Source organism: Christiangramia oceanisediminis, from assembly GCF_022570735.2.
Taxonomy (GTDB): domain Bacteria; phylum Bacteroidota; class Bacteroidia; order Flavobacteriales; family Flavobacteriaceae; genus Christiangramia; species Christiangramia oceanisediminis.
Genome location: NZ_JANCNS010000001.1, coordinates 1,203,131 through 1,218,949 on the forward strand (window position 1 = coordinate 1,203,131; position 15,819 = coordinate 1,218,949).

The following is a 15,819-nucleotide window of genomic DNA, read 5'->3' on the forward strand; positions in this document are numbered from 1 at the left end:
AAGTTATTCATGATACCCACTAAAGGTTCATTTTGAATAGGTTCACACGCTTCGCTTTATTCCTCATACTTTCTGTAAGCATTTTTAGTTGTTCCAGGAAGAAGAATTCCTTTGTAAACAGGAATTATCATGCTGTTACGGCGGAATATAATACCCTTTATAATGGGAATTTAGCGCTAAGGCAGGGACGGGAAGAGATCAACCAGAACTACGCCGATAATTACTGGGATATCCTACCAATAGAACGGCTGGATGTGGATGAAAAGATCCTCCTGCCAGATTCGGTTCGAAATCAGAATTTTGGAAGGGCTGAAGAGAAGGCTGTAAAAGCTATTCAGAAACATTCCATGCAGATAGGAGGGAAGGAGCGAAATCCGCAGATGGATGAAGCCTATATTCTTTTGGGAAAGGCCCGGTACTACGATCAGCGGTTTATTCCAGCCCTGGATGCTTTCAATTATATACTCTACAGGTATCCTGCCAGCGACAATATTAACCATGCCCGGGTTTGGCGCGAGAAGGCCAACATAAGGTTAGGAAATGAAAAACTGGCGATCAAAAATTTAAAAGATATCCTTGAGTCAGATCGTTTGAACGATCAGGATATTGCCGATGCCAGCTCCAGTCTTGCCCAGGCTTATATCAACCTGAATTACCTGGACAGTGCCGTGGTACCGCTTCAGAACGCCGCCAGATTTACCGATGTGAATGCCGAAAAAGGCCGTTATTATTATATTCTTGGCCAGTTACACAATCGTTTAGGCGAAACAGCTTCAGCCAACGCGGCTTTTGACAGGGTGATCGATCTACACCGAAAATCGCCACGCATTTATTATGTGAACGCCTATGTTCAGAAGGCCAGGAATTACGGGCAGAATGGAATGGATGAAGCTTCCCTGCTTCTTCTGTTACAGGAACTGGAGGAAGATCGCGAAAACAGGCCGTACCTGGATAAGATCTATTTTCAGTTGGCCGAATATTATAAGAACCGTGATTCTATCGAGCTTGCAGTAGAATATTATAATAAATCATTACGATCACCCTCAAGCGATATTTATCTTAAATCCATCAATTATGAGCTCCTTGCAGAGATCAATTTTGATGAGGCCGAATATCAGCAGGCTGGAAAATACTATGACAGTACCTTAACTTTTATGTCTCCAGATCTGCTCGAATTCCGTGCGATCAAGAAAAAAAGAGAAAATCTTGCCGATGTGATCAAATATGAGAATCTCGCAGAGGAGACCGATAGTATTCTATTCCTGGCCGGCCTTTCTGAAGCCGACCAGATAGCCTATTTCACGGAATATACCAATGAGCTACGAGCCAAAGCGGTAACCGAAATGGAGGCTGGAGAACTGCCAGTTTACACGGCAAATATAGGACCTGGGGGAAACTTTCCATCTGCTAATGCCTTACCACCAGCAGACGGATCAGGATCGGCCAACGCATTTTATTTCTATAATCCGCTCAGGATCTCCAGGGGGGCACAGGAATTCCTTCGAGTCTGGGGGAGCCGTGAACTTAGTGATAACTGGAGGTGGGCTTCCCGTGCGGTGAATCAAAGCTCACTAAATGCACAGGAACGAATTATGGAGATCAACCTCGATAACGATCCTTTATATGATCCCATGTCTTACGTAAGCAAAATTCCGGGAGAAGGCTCGATCCTGGATAGCCTTTCCAGCCAGCGAAATCTGGCTTACTACCAGCTTGGAGTGATATATAATGAAAAATATGGTGAATTTGACCTGGCTGCCGAACGACTGGAGATACTGCTAAGGAATGACCCGGATGAAAGGCTGGTCCTGCCTGCAAAATATAATTTGTATAAGATCTATGGCGCGCAGGGTAGATTACAGGATCAGGAACGAATCAAGGCAGATATACTTCAGAATTATCCCGATTCAAGATATGCCGCCTTTATAACCAATCCGGAGACCGTTGGCCGGGATACCGAAAGCCCTGATTTTCTTTACAGGTCACTTTTTGAAGCCTATGAAAACCAGCAGTATGAAGAGGTCATAGAAAAGTCGAATGTTTATATTTCACGTTTTGTTGGAGATCCAATCGTTCCAAAACTGGAACTTTTAAAGGCCCAGGCTAACGCGAGGTTACTGGGGCTGGACGCCTACGAAAAGGCTCTGAATTATGTCGCGGTTACCTATCCTCAAACCGAGGAGGGAAGAAAAGCTCAGCAAATCCTGAATACCTCCCTACCCGAATTAAAGAACCTGGAATTTAACAGAGACAGCCTGCAAACGGATTATAAACTGGTCTATCCTTTTGAAGTTGAGAAAAAAGAACAGGCCAGGGCTTTACAGGTTAAGCTCGAAAAGGCAATTTCAGATCTTGGTTATGATAGGCTTTCGGTTTCGGTAGATGTATATAACCCTGACCAATTATTCGTAGTGGTGCACGGCCTAGAGAACGAATCTAAGTCGCTGGGATTCCAGGAATTACTTCAGAAAAATAAAAATTATAAAATAGCTAGGGAAGCCTTTGTTTTGTCCACAGAAAATTATAGAATTGTGCAGATTAAGAAAAATTTAAGAACTTACATCGATAACAATTAAACCCTACCTACTTATGTTTTCTGAACCCAAAAAGACCAAACCTACATCAGACCAGAACCAACAAAACCGAATTGCGGCCGGAACCCTTATCACCGGGGACATCCAGGGAAAAGGCTGTTTCAGGGTCGAAGGAACCCTTGAGGGAACCCTTAAAACTCCAGGAAAAGTTGTGATTAGCGAAGGCGGACTTATCAACGGAACGCTTGAGTGCGAAAATGCAGATATTGAAGGGAAATTCCAGGGAAAATTATTGATCAAGGGAATACTTACACTTCGCAATACTGCAAATATTGAAGGTGAAGTCGTTACAGGAAAACTGGCCGTTGAACCGGGAGCGGTTTTCAATGCTACCTGTGAGATGAACGGAGGTGTAAAACCTCTTAAAAATGACAATGAAAAACGATCAGCGTAACAAATATCTCCAGTTCGTAAATATTGCTTTCCAAATGGGAATCATTATTGCGGCTGGAGTTTTTTCTGGTATATGGCTGGACGAAAAGTATCCGAATAAATATTCGGCCTACACCATAGGCCTTTCATTGCTGGGGGTTTTTATCGCCCTTTACCAGGTGTATAGAAGTGTGAAATCTATGGATGAAAACGATTCATGAAAGAGAATTTATCTGGTTTTTTAAAAGTATTCCTGCCTTTTAGTTTATTAACTTTTGGTATTCAGTTCATCCTGGTTGATTATATATACCAGGCTGAAACTTACTATTCTACCCTGGCCGTTTATGCCTTTCATATACTGGCCACTTTTCTTATCTATTATTTTTTGCTGTTCGTTCATTCGAATTTTGAAGAAAAAACAGGATTTGCCTTTATGGCCTGCAGTTTGCTTAAGATGCTGGCAGCTGTTCTTTTCCTTTTACCGCTCATGTTAAGCGATACCGAAGCAATGTTACCAGATATTGCTGCCTTTTTTATCCCTTATTTTTTATTTCTTTTCTTCGAAACTTATTACGCTGTTAGACTCATCAATACAAAATAACTACCTGTAATTCAGTAAAATCGTTAAAATCCCAGAAACCTCTAAAAAATTAGAGTTGGTGCTTTCAGATAAAAATTAAAAGTATACCTTTGCACGGAAATTTAGAGCCCACAACTTTTAAGTAGAACAGGTACTATGACAGCACATAAATCTTTGGTGATTAGGGTGTACTTTACATTGGCTTTGGCCGTTTTTCCGTTACTTACTTTCGCACAGGAGCATTCAGAGGCTGAAAATGCTGAAGAAGAATTCAACGCAACCGACATGATCATGCACCATATTGGTGATTCTCATGGCTGGCATTTCTTTGGAGAAGGAGACAACTCCTTTACCCTTCCTTTGCCAGTGATTCTTTATACCGATAACGGACTGGTAACCTTTATGTCCAGCGAGTTTCACCATGATACCGAAGGACATCATGTGGTTGAAAAGGATGGAATGCGATTTGTGAATCTTCACGAAGATATTTACAGGTTGGATGCCGGTGCAGAGAGCGTGGAGTTCGATGCAGAACATCATCCGGTAAACGCCAGCAAACCCTGGGACCTTTCTATTACCAAGAACGTGGCTGCCATGTTCCTTACGGTTATTTTGATGGTGCTGTTCTTTGTGATCGGGCTTGCAAGACATCACAAAAAGAGTGAGAAGGCTCCAAAAGGCTTCAATAATGTTCTTGAAACCCTTGTTCTTTTTGTAAGAGACGAGATCGCTATCCCACAGATCGGGGAGAAAAAATACATGAAGTTTATGCCATTTCTTTTAACGGTATTCTTCTTCATCTGGATCACGAACCTAATGGGTCTGCTTCCTGGAGCTGCCAACGTTACCGGTAATATCGCGGTAACCGTATCTCTTGGATTATTTACCCTGGCTTTGATCCTTATCAACGGAAATAAAGATTACTGGAAACACACCCTTTGGATGCCGGGCATCCCTACATGGGTTAAGCCTATCCTTGCTATCGTGGAAGGTGCAGGTGTGTTCATTAAGCCAATCGCACTGATGATTCGTTTGTTCGCGAACATCACCGCGGGGCATATTATCATCCTTAGTTTGATAGGATTGATATTTATTTTAGAAAGTGCAGGCGTTGCCGGAATTTCGGTTCCTTTCGCCTTATTCATAACAGTACTGGAATTGCTTGTAGCATTCCTTCAGGCGTTTATTTTTACGATTCTGTCGGCCCTGTTTATCGGGATGGCAGTTGAGGAACATGAACATCATTAATTTTAATCTTTAATTTATTCTATTATGGAATTATTGTATGTAGGTCTTGCAGCTTTAGGAGCTGGACTAGCGGTTCTAGGAGCCGGAGTAGGTGTTGGTAAAATCGGTGGTTCTGCCATGGATGCTATCGCACGTCAGCCAGAAGCTTCTGGAAAAATCCAGACAGCTATGATTATTGCTGCTGCACTTGTAGAAGGTGTTGCTCTATTTGGAGTAGTTGCCTCTTTACTAGGTGTACTAAGATAATTAATGCAAAGAGTCCCTTTCGCAACGGTTGGTTGCGAAAGGACTTCTTTAAATGATGTTTTTAACTATTATTATTTAATACTATGGATTTAATAACTCCCGAATTTGGCTTGTTTTTCTGGCAAACCATCGTGTTTTTGGTACTGCTTTTCCTTATGGCAAAATTTGCCTGGAAACCTATTCTTAATTCAGTAAGAAATAGAGAGCAATCCATTAATGACGCGTTGGCTTCAGCTGAAAAGGCACGTAAGGAAATGCAGAATCTTAAATCGGATAACGAGCAATTGATGAAAGAAGCCCGTGCCGAAAGAGACGCGATCCTTAAGGAGGCCCGTGAGTTAAAAGAAAAGACCATTGCAGATGCTTCAGAAGAAGCTAAAGCAAAAGCAGAAAAGATCGTAGCCGATGCCAAAAGAAGCATCGAGCTGGAGAAACAATCAGCAATGGCAGAATTAAAGAACCATGTTGCCGAACTTTCAGTAGAGATCGCTGAAAAAGTGGTACGCAAGGAACTTTCAAGTAAAAAAGAACAGCACCAGATGATCGAAAAGATGATCGGTGAAGCTAAGCTTAACTAAACTATGAGAGGAACCAGAGCTGCACAACGATATGCAAAGGCGATCCTTTCATTAGCAAAGGATAAAAAAGTTACAGATGCTGTTGAAAAGGATATGCAAACTATCCTTCAAACTGTGGAGAACAGCCGGGATCTGGAGAATATGCTTACAAGTCCTGTTGTTAGGAATAATATTAAAAAGAGTGCCCTTCTTGAAATCTTCAAGAACCTGGATGTGGTTACAAAGGGAGCGATAGATATATTGATCGAAAACGGAAGGATTAACATTCTTCACATCGTTGCAAGACAGTATATCATTCAGTATAACGAAATGAACAATGTACGGCAGGCTGTTGTTACTACTGCGGTACCTCTTGATGGTGAACTGGAAGCACAGGTTCTTGCAAAAGTGAAAGAACTTACCGGTTCTAAGGCTACTCTTAAGAATATCGTTGATGAGGATATCATTGGCGGTTTTATTCTAAGGGTTGGTGACCTGCAATATGATGCCAGTGTAGCCAGGAACCTTAGCAGGCTAAAAAGAGAATTAAAAGACAACACATACGTTTCAAAATTTTAATTAAAACCGGTGCGTCCCAGACGCGCTATTTTATCTTAAATAATTATGGCAGAAGTAAATCCTGCTGAAGTATCAGCAATATTAAAACAACAATTATCGGGTTTTGAATCCAAGGCCTCTTTAGATGAAGTAGGTACCGTGCTAAATGTTGGTGACGGTATTGCTAACATTTACGGACTGGCTAACGCTCAATACGGGGAATTGGTACAATTTGAAAGCGGTCTTGAAGGGATCGTTCTTAACCTTGAAGAAGATAACATCGGGGTAGTACTTTTAGGTCCTGCTAAAGAGATCAAAGAAGGTTCAACCGTAAAAAGAACTCAGCGTATTGCTTCTATCAACGTAGGTGAAGGTATTGTTGGGCGTGTGGTTGACACTCTTGGTGCTCCAATCGATGGTAAAGGTCCTATTGAAGGAGAAACTTTCGAGATGCCGCTTGAGCGTAAGGCTCCTGGGGTAATCTTCCGTCAGCCGGTAACCGAACCGCTTCAAACAGGTATCAAATCTATCGATGCGATGGTACCGGTAGGAAGAGGTCAGCGTGAGCTGGTGATTGGTGACCGTCAAACTGGTAAGACTACCGTTTGTATCGATACCATCCTTAACCAGAAAGAATTTTACGATGCCGGTGAGCCGGTATACTGTATATATGTTGCTGTTGGCCAAAAGGCTTCTACAGTAGCAGCAATTGCCAAGACTCTTGAAGATAAGGGAGCTTTGGCTTATACTACTATCGTTGCGGCAAACGCATCAGATCCTGCTCCAATGCAGGTTTATGCTCCGTTTGCAGGTGCTGCGATTGGTGAGTACTTCAGGGATACAGGTCGTCCTGCATTGATCGTTTATGATGATCTTTCCAAACAGGCGGTCGCTTACCGTGAGGTTTCTCTTCTACTTCGTCGTCCACCAGGACGTGAGGCATATCCAGGGGATGTTTTCTTCCTTCACTCAAGACTTCTGGAGCGTGCTGCGAAGGTGATCAACGATGATGATATTGCAAAGCAAATGAACGATCTTCCAGACAGTCTTCAAGGTAAGGTAAAAGGTGGCGGATCATTGACCGCTCTTCCGCTTATCGAGACTCAGGCTGGTGACGTTTCAGCATATATTCCAACGAACGTAATTTCGATTACCGATGGTCAGATATTCTTAACATCAGACTTATTTAACTCCGGTGTTCGTCCGGCGATCGACGTGGGTATCTCTGTATCTCGTGTAGGAGGTTCGGCTCAGATCAAGTCGATGAAGAAAGTTGCTGGTACACTTAAGCTAGACCAGGCCCAGTATCGTGAACTGGAGGCTTTTGCTAAGTTTGGGTCGGACCTTGATGCGGCTACCATGAACGTGATCGAAAAAGGTAAGCGTAACGTGGAGATCCTTAAGCAGGGACAAAACGATCCTTATCCGGTAGAAAACCAGATCGCGATCATCTATGCAGGATCCAAGAACCTTTTGAGAGATGTGCCGGTTGACAAGATCAAGGAATTCGAAATGGAATACCTGGACTATCTGAATGCGAAGCATAGAGATACGCTTGATACCCTGAAAGCTGGTAAGCTTACCGATGAAGTGATTGATACGCTTACTTCGGTTGCTAAAGATCTTTCATCTAAGTACAAGAAGTAGTATTGAGTACGGGATTTTGAGATCCTAGATCTTGAATACTGTATTTAAAATTGAAATTATAAAAGTATTGGGTAGTTACTAAACACTAACTACCCGATACTCAATACTAAATAAAATGGCAAACTTAAAAGAATTACGTAGCAGGATCACTTCGGTTTCATCAACCATGCAGATCACCAGCGCCATGAAAATGGTATCGGCTGCAAAGTTGAGCAAGGCCCAGGATGCGATCACCTCTATGAGACCGTATGCTGAAAAGCTTACCCAGTTGCTACAGGATTTAAGTGCTACTCTGGATGATGACTCCGGAAGCAAATTTGCTGAAGAGAGAGAGGTGAAAAAGGTTCTTATTGTGGCAATTTCCTCTAATAAAGGACTTGCCGGTGCTTTTAACACCAACATCATCAAGAAAGTTAAAAGTAAGATCCAGGACCAATATCAGGGTAAGGAAGTTAAGGTTTACAGTCTTGGTAAAAAAGCCAATGATATTCTTAAAAAGACCTATCCTATTCATACGAATAACAACGGGATCTTTGATGAACTTACTTTTGAGAACGTTTCTGAAATCGCTGAAGAGCTTATGCAATTGTTTCTTGACGAGAAATTCGATAGGATTGATATCGTTTACAACCAGTTCAAGAATGCCGCTACCCAGATCGTAATGGACGAGCAGTTCCTGCCAATCCAGAAGTTCGAAAGTGAGAGCAATGTTCAGCTTGATTATATCTTTGAACCTTCAAAACTGGAAATCGTTAAGGATCTTATTCCTAAGTCCCTTAAAATGCAACTTTTCAAGGCGCTTAGAGACTCTTTTGCTGCGGAACATGGTGCGCGTATGACTGCGATGCACAAGGCCACAGATAACGCGAAAGAGCTTAGAGATGATCTTAAACTTTCTTATAACAAAGCAAGACAGGCTTCTATTACCAATGAGATCCTTGAGATCGTTGGTGGTGCAGAAGCATTGAACGGATAAATCTGGGTTCCATGCTGTATTTATTTCAGCATCTCTGAGATCCCGAAATAAGTTCAGGATGACATAAAACAAAAGCCCTCGTATCGAGGGCTTTTTTCTTTGGTACGTGTTTTGTTTTATCTTAGTTACTAAAATCTAATTGATATGAGAAAAGCAGTACTATTCGCAACAGGCCTCCTTGTTATGGCCCTATTCGCTTCCTGTGGAAGCAATAAAAATCTTCAGGAAGACATTCCTGCACAGTTCAGCGAGGTTTATTATAACTATACTTCAGATGGGATCAAACTTCATATTCCGTTGGTAAGTATTCAGGAAGAACGTATTTCGCTGGACGCGGTTTATTTTCACGGGATGAAGTCGCCGCTGGTTCAAAGTGAGGAAAGAAGTAATCTCTATGTGGCCAATTTCCGCATGGGAAGCAAGGATATGGTGATGCATGAAGACCCGAAAAAAGAATATGGGAACCAGGCTCCTCAAAAGCCGGAAAAAAGCCCTGTTGACCTTGATAATGATGAAGCTTTGCTGGTTTTCACCCAGGATAATCAAACCAAATATTATAAACTTACCGGCATTGTAGAAAAGGAATAGGCATTGGCTTTCATAATTGTGATTTATTCAGATATTTGTAATAAATCAACCAGCTCCTGTTGAGTACCTTTAAAAAACTTTTTCAGCAAACTTTTATCTACGGATTGGCAACAGTGTTGCCAAGAATGCTAAGTTTTTTACTGATTCCCTTATACACTGGAGTTCTGCCACGAGAAGAATATGGAGAGATCTCGGTGATCTTTGCTTATTTTGTACTGTTCAACGTGATCCTGGCCTATGGGATGGAAACCGCGTTTTTCAGGTTCTATAACAAACAGGAGAATAAAAATAATGTTTTAAATACATCAGGATGGTCCTTGTTCATGAGTTCCATCCTTTTTTTTATACTCGCTTTTTTCGCCAGAGAATGGCTGGCCGGGATCACCGGAATTGATCTGGAATACATCAACCTTGCCATCTGGATCCTGTTGCTGGATGCACTGGTCATCATTCCGTTCGCATGGTTAAGAGCTGCTGAAAAGCCCATGCGATACGCCATCATCAAGATCCTGAATGTCGCGGTGAACCTCGGGTTGAACGTCTTTTTTCTTCTTTTTCTTCCCGGACTGGCCGAAAATTCTGCATTTTTCGAGGCTATTTATGTTCCCGATTTTGAGATTTCCTATGTGTTCATCGCCAATGTGATCGCCAGCGGGATGACGCTGCTGTTGATGAGCCCATTCTATTTCAAGCTCAACTTTAGCTTCGATACCGCTTTATGGAAAAAGATGCTGAATTATGCATTTCCGGTGCTTATCGCGGGAATCGCATTTTCCATCAATGAAGTTTTTGACCGCATCATGCTCGACAGGCTATTACCACCAGCAATCGCAAGGGAAGAAATTGGAGCATACGCCGCCTGTTATAAACTGGCGCTTTTCATGACGCTTTTCGCCACTGCATTTCGTCTCGGGATCGAACCTTTTTTCTTTAGTCATGCCGAAGCCAAGAATGCAGCCAAAACCTATGCCCAGATCACCAATTATTTCGTGGTATTTGGAAGTATTATCCTGGTGGGAGTGATCGTCTTTATAGATCTGCTGAAAGTGATTTTGATCCAGAACGATTCATATTGGGAAGCCATGGATATCGTTCCAATCATCCTGCTGGCTAATTTATTCCTGGGGATCTATCATAATTTATCGGTATGGTATAAGATAACCGACCGGACCAGGTTTGGTGGCTATATTTCACTGGTAGGTGCGGCATTTACAATCATTCTCAACCTGTTGCTTATCCCGGTGATAAGTTATACAGGCTCAGCCATTGCAACCCTGGCCGCGTATGGAAGTATGATGCTGTTATCATATTATTACGGGCAAAAGTATTACCCAATACCTTATGATCTGAAAAAGATAGGGATGTACCTGCTTTCGGCTATGATCATTTCGGGAATATCGTTATACCTGTTCCCGGGAAATTATTTGGTGGGTATACCGTTATTATTAATATTCATAACGATAGTATATTTTACAGAAAAGGAACAAATTACCCGAATCATACGATCCTAAGGCAGGTTGAATTTTTTCAATGAAATGAACCAGTTGCTTTTTGATCATGTAAAACCAATTTACCAATAAGAGATGAAAATAAAAGTTATCAATAAGTCGGCTCACAAACTGCCGCATTACGAAACCGATTTTTCAGCAGGAATGGACCTTAGAGCCAATATCGATGAACCTATAAGCCTGAAACCACTGGAGAGAGCCGTTGTAAAAACCGGGCTTTTTATGGAGATCCCTTTAGGATATGAAGCACAGGTAAGACCAAGAAGCGGACTTGCTGCCAAAAAAGGAATAACCGTTCTTAACTCTCCTGGTACAATCGATGCCGATTATCGCGGGGAAATTGGGGTGATACTTGTAAATTTGTCCAACGAAGAATTCGTCATCTATAATGGCGAACGCGTCGCACAGATGGTTATCGCCAAACACGAACATATTTCCTGGGAAGAAGTTGATATCCTTGGGGAGACTTCCAGAGGAGTCGGTGGCTTCGGAAGTACAGGAAGTAAATAAAGAATTAAAAATTATCCAGGCTAGAAATTGATGGATAGTCTGAAACAAAAAAATTAAAATGAAAATTATTGTACCAATGGCTGGTCGTGGTTCGCGACTTCGCCCTCATACCTTGACTGTTCCAAAACCTCTAATCCCTATCGCCGGCAAACCTATCGTTCACAGGCTGGTAGAAGATATTGCCAAAGTGCTGGATGAAAAGATCGATGAAGTGGCTTTTATCATAGGCGAGGATTTTGGTGAAAAAGTAGAGCAGGACCTGATGAAAATTGCCAATTCTCTTGGTGCCAAAGGAACCATTTACTACCAGGATAAACCCCTTGGAACCGGTCATGCCATCATGTGTGCCCAGGAATCGCTTAGCGGTCCGGCGGTAATTGCCTATGCAGATACGCTTTTCAAGGCAGATTTCAACCTGGATAAATCGGCAGATGCGGTGATGTGGGTGAAAAAAGTTGAAAATCCTTCGGCTTATGGCGTTGTTCAGCTGAACGATAATGGTGAAATAACCGACCTTGTCGAAAAACCCGAAGAATTCGTTTCAGATCTTGCCGTGATTGGTATCTATTATTTCAAGGATGTTGGAATCCTGAAAAAAGAACTTCAGAATGTACTGGACGCAAAATTAACGCGCGGAGGCGAGTACCAGATCAACGATGGTATCGAAGCCATGAGAAAAAACGGGCTGAGATTCGTACCTGGGAAGGTTGACGAATGGATGGATTGCGGGAACAAGAACGTGACCGTAGAAACCAATGGCCGCATGCTGAATTTCCTGCACCAGGATGGTGTGAAGCTTATTTCTGATTCTGTAAAGATCAAGGATTCTGAAATTACCGAACCCTGTTATATTGGAGAGAACGTGGAGCTGATCAACGCAAAGATCGGTCCCAATGTTTCAATAGGCGATGGTACAAAAGTTGAAAATTCAACGATTAAGAACAGTTTGATCCAAACCTTTTCTGACGTAAAAAATGCCAAACTGGAGAACGCGATGATTGGAAATCATGCCAAATTTAATGGTAACTTTACTCAAATAAGCATTGGAGATTATTCGGTGCTTGAATAAACGAGCAATATGAAGATCCTGTTGAACATCCTATTGGTGTTTATGTTGGCGCTTCCCGCAATTTCGCAGGAGGTGCCACAGGCTTTTCAGGATGTGAACCAGGACGATCTCGGGAACGTTACCGATGAATTTCAGGAATATTTTTTTGAAGCCCTGAAACAAAAAGGGATTGAGAATTATGAAAAAGCCATAACCTCCCTGGAGAAATGTTTGGAACTGGATTCAGAAAAGGCGGTGGTTTACTTCGAACTGGGTAAAAATTACCGCGAACTGGAAGATTTCGATAAGGCCATCGATAATTTACAAAAGGCTCACGAAATTCAACCGGAGAAAGAAGCGATCCTGGTATATCTTTTTCAAACCTATGGTATGACCAGGAATTATGCGGGAGCCATCAATACAGTTCAAACGCTCATTCCATTTGATGAAAGTTACAAAGAGGATCTGGCTAATCTATATCTGCTGAATGAAGATTATGATAAAGCCTTGCAATTGATAGATGAACTGGATAACCAGTTAGGGGCCAGTTCGTATCGCAATTCATCAAGACGGCAAATCTACGCTCGCACCAATAATACAGGTGCACAAATAGACAACCTGGAACAAAGCATTATCGATAACCCGGAAGTAGAACAAAATTATCTCAACCTGATCTACATTTACAGTGAACAGGGAGAGCAGGAAGAAGCTTTTAAGGTGGCCCAGGAGCTTTTAGAGGCAAATCCTGGCTCTACGTTAGCTCATCTGGCTCTCTATAAGTTTTATCTGGATAAAGGCGATGTAGAGGCTTCAATCGCTTCCATGAAGATCGTCTTTGAAAGCGAAGAGATCGATACCGAGTCTAAATTCAAGGTTTTGAATGATTTTCTCAATTTTGTTCAGGAAAATCCAGCATACGAAGAAGAATTGATCGAAGTTACTGCCAAGTTTGCCGAATGGGAAAATGCTCCAAAACTGTATGAGCAACTGGGTGAATATTATCTGAAAAAGGATAATAGGGAAGACGCTTTGACGTTCTTTGAACTGGGTATAGAAGAAGATCCTGAGAATTTTGAACTTATCAGGAACACCCTGTTGCTTCAGATCGAATTTCAAAAGTATGAGGCAGCTAGGGATTTGAGTGAACAGGCACTGGAAAGTTTTCCTTCCCAGCCTTTATTTTATCTTTTCCAGGGAGTTGCCTTAAACCAGCTGGAAAATTTTACAAAGGCTGAAGCGATTCTTACCGAAGGCCTGGATTATATCATCGATGATGCAAAAATGGAAGTCGATTTCTATTCTCAGCTCTCCATTGCCTATACTGGTATGAATAATGCAGGTAAGGCTGAAGAGTATCGCCTTAAGGCGGAAAATTTGAAAAAAGAGATAAACTAATGTTGAAGAAATATTTTGCCCTTATCCTACTAGGCGCATTTGTGGTATCCTGTGGCAGTACCCGATCTAAAACCGGCATCGCCACCAAAAATGCCGAAGCTGTTTCAGTGATCCAGAAACACTATAACGAAGAAGCCGGTTTTAAAACCGCTTCAGGAAAATTGCGTGCGGTTTACCAGGATGAAGAAAAAACACAATCGGTTAACCTGAGCTTCCGGATGAAGAAAGATGAAGTGATCTGGATGAGTGCCAGCATCCTTGGTTTTCCAGTTGCTAAGGCCTATATCACGCCTGAAAGTGTTAGTTATTACGAAAAGGTTTCTCAGACTTACTTCGAGGGTGATTTTGAACTGATCAGTCAGTTTCTTGGTACCCCGTTGGATTTTCAAAAACTTCAGAATCTACTTTTGGGGCAGGCGATCTACGATTTGCGCATCGAGGAGTATGAATTTACCCAGTCTCCAAGGGGATTTCAGTTTGTGCAGGATCCCGAAGCTGGCATGAAAAAGATGTTCCTTTTAAAACCTTCCAATTACAAAGCAGAAGCCCAGCAACTGGTACAGGATGCTGAAAATAGAAGTCTTACGGTTACTTATTCAGATTACCAGAAATTACAGGGTTTCCTTTTTCCCGATAATATCAGGATAGTCGCGAGCGAAGGCGGTGTAAGTACCAATATAGAACTTACTTACCGTTCTGTTAGCTTCGATGAGGAAGTGAGCTTTCCGTTCGATATTCCGGGTGGTTATGAACAAATCAGCTTAAAATGATCGATTTGAAATTTACCAGGCCAGTACTTTGCCTTTTCATTTTTTGTTTCAGTTTTCAAATTTCCATTGCCCAGGACAGGGAGGCCCTGGAAGAAAGAAGACTGGAATTGCGTAAGGAGATCAACAGGATCAACGAGCTTAGAATTTCGAATCAGAAGAAACAGCAGTCGGTGCTTGGCCAGGTCGAGGATCTAAATCAACAGATCAAGAGTACAGAAGACCTGATCAAGGTTACCAACCAGCAGGCAAATTTGCTGACTCGTGAGATCAATACCAACACGAATAAAATTGGTGAACTCAGAAAGGAATTGCAGGAGCTCAAGGAAGATTATTCCAAAATGATCAGGCGTTCCTATAAAAGCAAATCTCAGCAGAGCCGTATCATGTTCCTCCTGTCTTCTGAAAATTTTCTGCAGGCCTACAAACGGCTTCAGTACATGAAGCAATATACCGAATATCGTAAGCAGCAGGGAGAGCAAATCAAGGCCAGTACCCAGGAACTGCAGCAACTCAATTCCATGTTGCTTGAACAAAAGGAAGATAAGGAAAAGCTAATAGTTGAAAACCGCAAAACCAGGGCCGAGCTGGAAAAGAACCGGAAATCCCAGCAGGACCTGGTCGCCCAGATTCGAAAAAGAGAAGGTGATTTTGCGGCCCAGATCAGGAAGAAACAGGATGAAATAAATGAGATTGACCGTGCAATAGATCGAATGATCCGGGAGTCCATCGCCAAGGCAAATGCCGAAACCGGTTCCAGCGAACGGGATACCTACGAGTTGACTCCGGCTGCGAAAGCACTGGCAGCCGATTTTGCCAAAAATAAGGGAAAACTACCATGGCCGGTACGTTCGGGAGTGGTAACCATGAAATTCGGGAAACAGCCGCATCCGGTGGTAAGATCGGTAATGGTGAATAACAACGGGGTACGTATCGATACCGACCAGGGAGGTAAGGCCCGGGCTGTATTTACCGGTACTGTTAGTGAAGTGCAGGCCGTCAAGGGAGCTAATAAAGCGGTGATGGTGCGCCATGGAGACTATATTACCATTTACAATAACCTGGAAAAGGTATTCGTAAAAAGAGGAGACCAGGTTCTAACCGAGCAGGAAATAGGTGAGATCGCCACCAGCAAAACGAACGGAAAGACCACCTTGCATTTCTTATTGTATAAAAACAACCAGAAAATGGATCCCGCTGAATGGATCTTCCAGATGTAAAAACA

The 15,819-nt window shown here is 42.3% G+C and carries 17 protein-coding genes; all 17 read left to right on the forward strand.

What is annotated here, in order from left to right; translation table 11 throughout:
* Positions 1-32 precede the first annotated feature (32 nt).
* Positions 33-2,576 carry a type IX secretion system periplasmic lipoprotein PorW/SprE gene (gene porW / locus MKO06_RS05380; RefSeq protein ID WP_241549631.1) on the forward strand — a complete coding sequence of 848 codons (2,544 nt, stop codon included), beginning with the start codon at positions 33-35 and terminating at the stop codon, positions 2,574-2,576.
* A 13-nt stretch (positions 2,577-2,589) separates the two neighbouring features.
* Positions 2,590-2,988 carry a bactofilin family protein gene (locus MKO06_RS05385; RefSeq protein ID WP_241549632.1) on the forward strand — a complete coding sequence of 133 codons (399 nt, stop codon included), beginning with the start codon at positions 2,590-2,592 and terminating at the stop codon, positions 2,986-2,988.
* On the forward strand, positions 2,969-3,187 hold the full coding sequence (locus MKO06_RS05390; RefSeq protein WP_241549633.1) for an AtpZ/AtpI family protein: 219 nt from the start codon (positions 2,969-2,971) through the stop codon (positions 3,185-3,187). Before MKO06_RS05385 ends, MKO06_RS05390 begins: the two co-directional genes overlap by 20 nt.
* Positions 3,184-3,567 (forward strand): hypothetical protein, encoded by a 384-nt coding sequence (locus MKO06_RS05395; protein ID WP_241549634.1) that lies wholly within the window; start codon positions 3,184-3,186, stop codon positions 3,565-3,567. The genes MKO06_RS05390 and MKO06_RS05395 overlap by 4 nt, the downstream gene beginning before the upstream one ends.
* A 135-nt stretch (positions 3,568-3,702) precedes the next feature.
* Positions 3,703-4,794 carry a F0F1 ATP synthase subunit A gene (gene atpB, locus MKO06_RS05400; RefSeq protein ID WP_241549635.1) on the forward strand — a complete coding sequence of 364 codons (1,092 nt, stop codon included), beginning with the start codon at positions 3,703-3,705 and terminating at the stop codon, positions 4,792-4,794.
* 24 nt (positions 4,795-4,818) lie between these two features.
* Positions 4,819-5,040 (forward strand): ATP synthase F0 subunit C, encoded by a 222-nt coding sequence (atpE, locus tag MKO06_RS05405; protein WP_011711113.1) that lies wholly within the window; start codon positions 4,819-4,821, stop codon positions 5,038-5,040.
* An 83-nt stretch (positions 5,041-5,123) separates the two neighbouring features.
* Positions 5,124-5,618: a F0F1 ATP synthase subunit B gene (locus MKO06_RS05410; protein ID WP_156280652.1), complete on the forward strand. Its 495-nt coding sequence runs from the start codon at positions 5,124-5,126 to the stop codon at positions 5,616-5,618.
* A gap of 3 nt (positions 5,619-5,621) precedes the next feature.
* Complete coding sequence (gene atpH, locus MKO06_RS05415) at positions 5,622-6,176, forward strand: ATP synthase F1 subunit delta (RefSeq protein WP_241549636.1); 555 nt, start codon at positions 5,622-5,624, stop codon at positions 6,174-6,176.
* 45 nt (positions 6,177-6,221) lie between these two features.
* Positions 6,222-7,802, forward strand: a complete 1,581-nt coding sequence (atpA, locus tag MKO06_RS05420) for a F0F1 ATP synthase subunit alpha (protein ID WP_241549637.1) — start codon at positions 6,222-6,224, stop codon at positions 7,800-7,802.
* 115 nt (positions 7,803-7,917) lie between these two features.
* Positions 7,918-8,778, forward strand: coding sequence for an ATP synthase F1 subunit gamma (gene atpG / locus MKO06_RS05425; protein WP_241549638.1), 861 nt, complete (start codon positions 7,918-7,920; stop codon positions 8,776-8,778).
* A 144-nt stretch (positions 8,779-8,922) separates the two neighbouring features.
* Positions 8,923-9,366, forward strand: a complete 444-nt coding sequence (locus tag MKO06_RS05430; RefSeq protein WP_241549639.1) for a hypothetical protein — start codon at positions 8,923-8,925, stop codon at positions 9,364-9,366.
* Between the two features lie 59 nt (positions 9,367-9,425).
* The gene (locus tag MKO06_RS05435) at positions 9,426-10,877 is read left to right on the forward strand and encodes a lipopolysaccharide biosynthesis protein (protein ID WP_241549640.1); all 1,452 of its coding nucleotides are present in this window, start codon (positions 9,426-9,428) and stop codon (positions 10,875-10,877) included.
* Between the two features lie 72 nt (positions 10,878-10,949).
* Complete coding sequence (gene dut, locus MKO06_RS05440; protein WP_241549641.1) at positions 10,950-11,384, forward strand: dUTP diphosphatase; 435 nt, start codon at positions 10,950-10,952, stop codon at positions 11,382-11,384.
* A gap of 58 nt (positions 11,385-11,442) precedes the next feature.
* Positions 11,443-12,453: a sugar phosphate nucleotidyltransferase gene (locus MKO06_RS05445; protein ID WP_241549642.1), complete on the forward strand. Its 1,011-nt coding sequence runs from the start codon at positions 11,443-11,445 to the stop codon at positions 12,451-12,453.
* 9 nt (positions 12,454-12,462) lie between these two features.
* The gene (locus MKO06_RS05450) at positions 12,463-13,827 is read left to right on the forward strand and encodes a tetratricopeptide repeat protein (protein ID WP_241549643.1); all 1,365 of its coding nucleotides are present in this window, start codon (positions 12,463-12,465) and stop codon (positions 13,825-13,827) included.
* Positions 13,827-14,597, forward strand: coding sequence for a lipoprotein insertase outer membrane protein LolB1 (gene lolB1 / locus MKO06_RS05455; protein ID WP_241549644.1), 771 nt, complete (start codon positions 13,827-13,829; stop codon positions 14,595-14,597). The genes MKO06_RS05450 and lolB1 overlap by 1 nt, the downstream gene beginning before the upstream one ends.
* Entirely contained in the window at positions 14,594-15,814 is a 1,221-nt protein-coding gene (locus MKO06_RS05460) for a murein hydrolase activator EnvC family protein (protein WP_241549645.1), read from the forward strand. The genes lolB1 and MKO06_RS05460 overlap by 4 nt, the downstream gene beginning before the upstream one ends.
* The last annotated feature ends 5 nt before the right edge of the window (positions 15,815-15,819 follow it).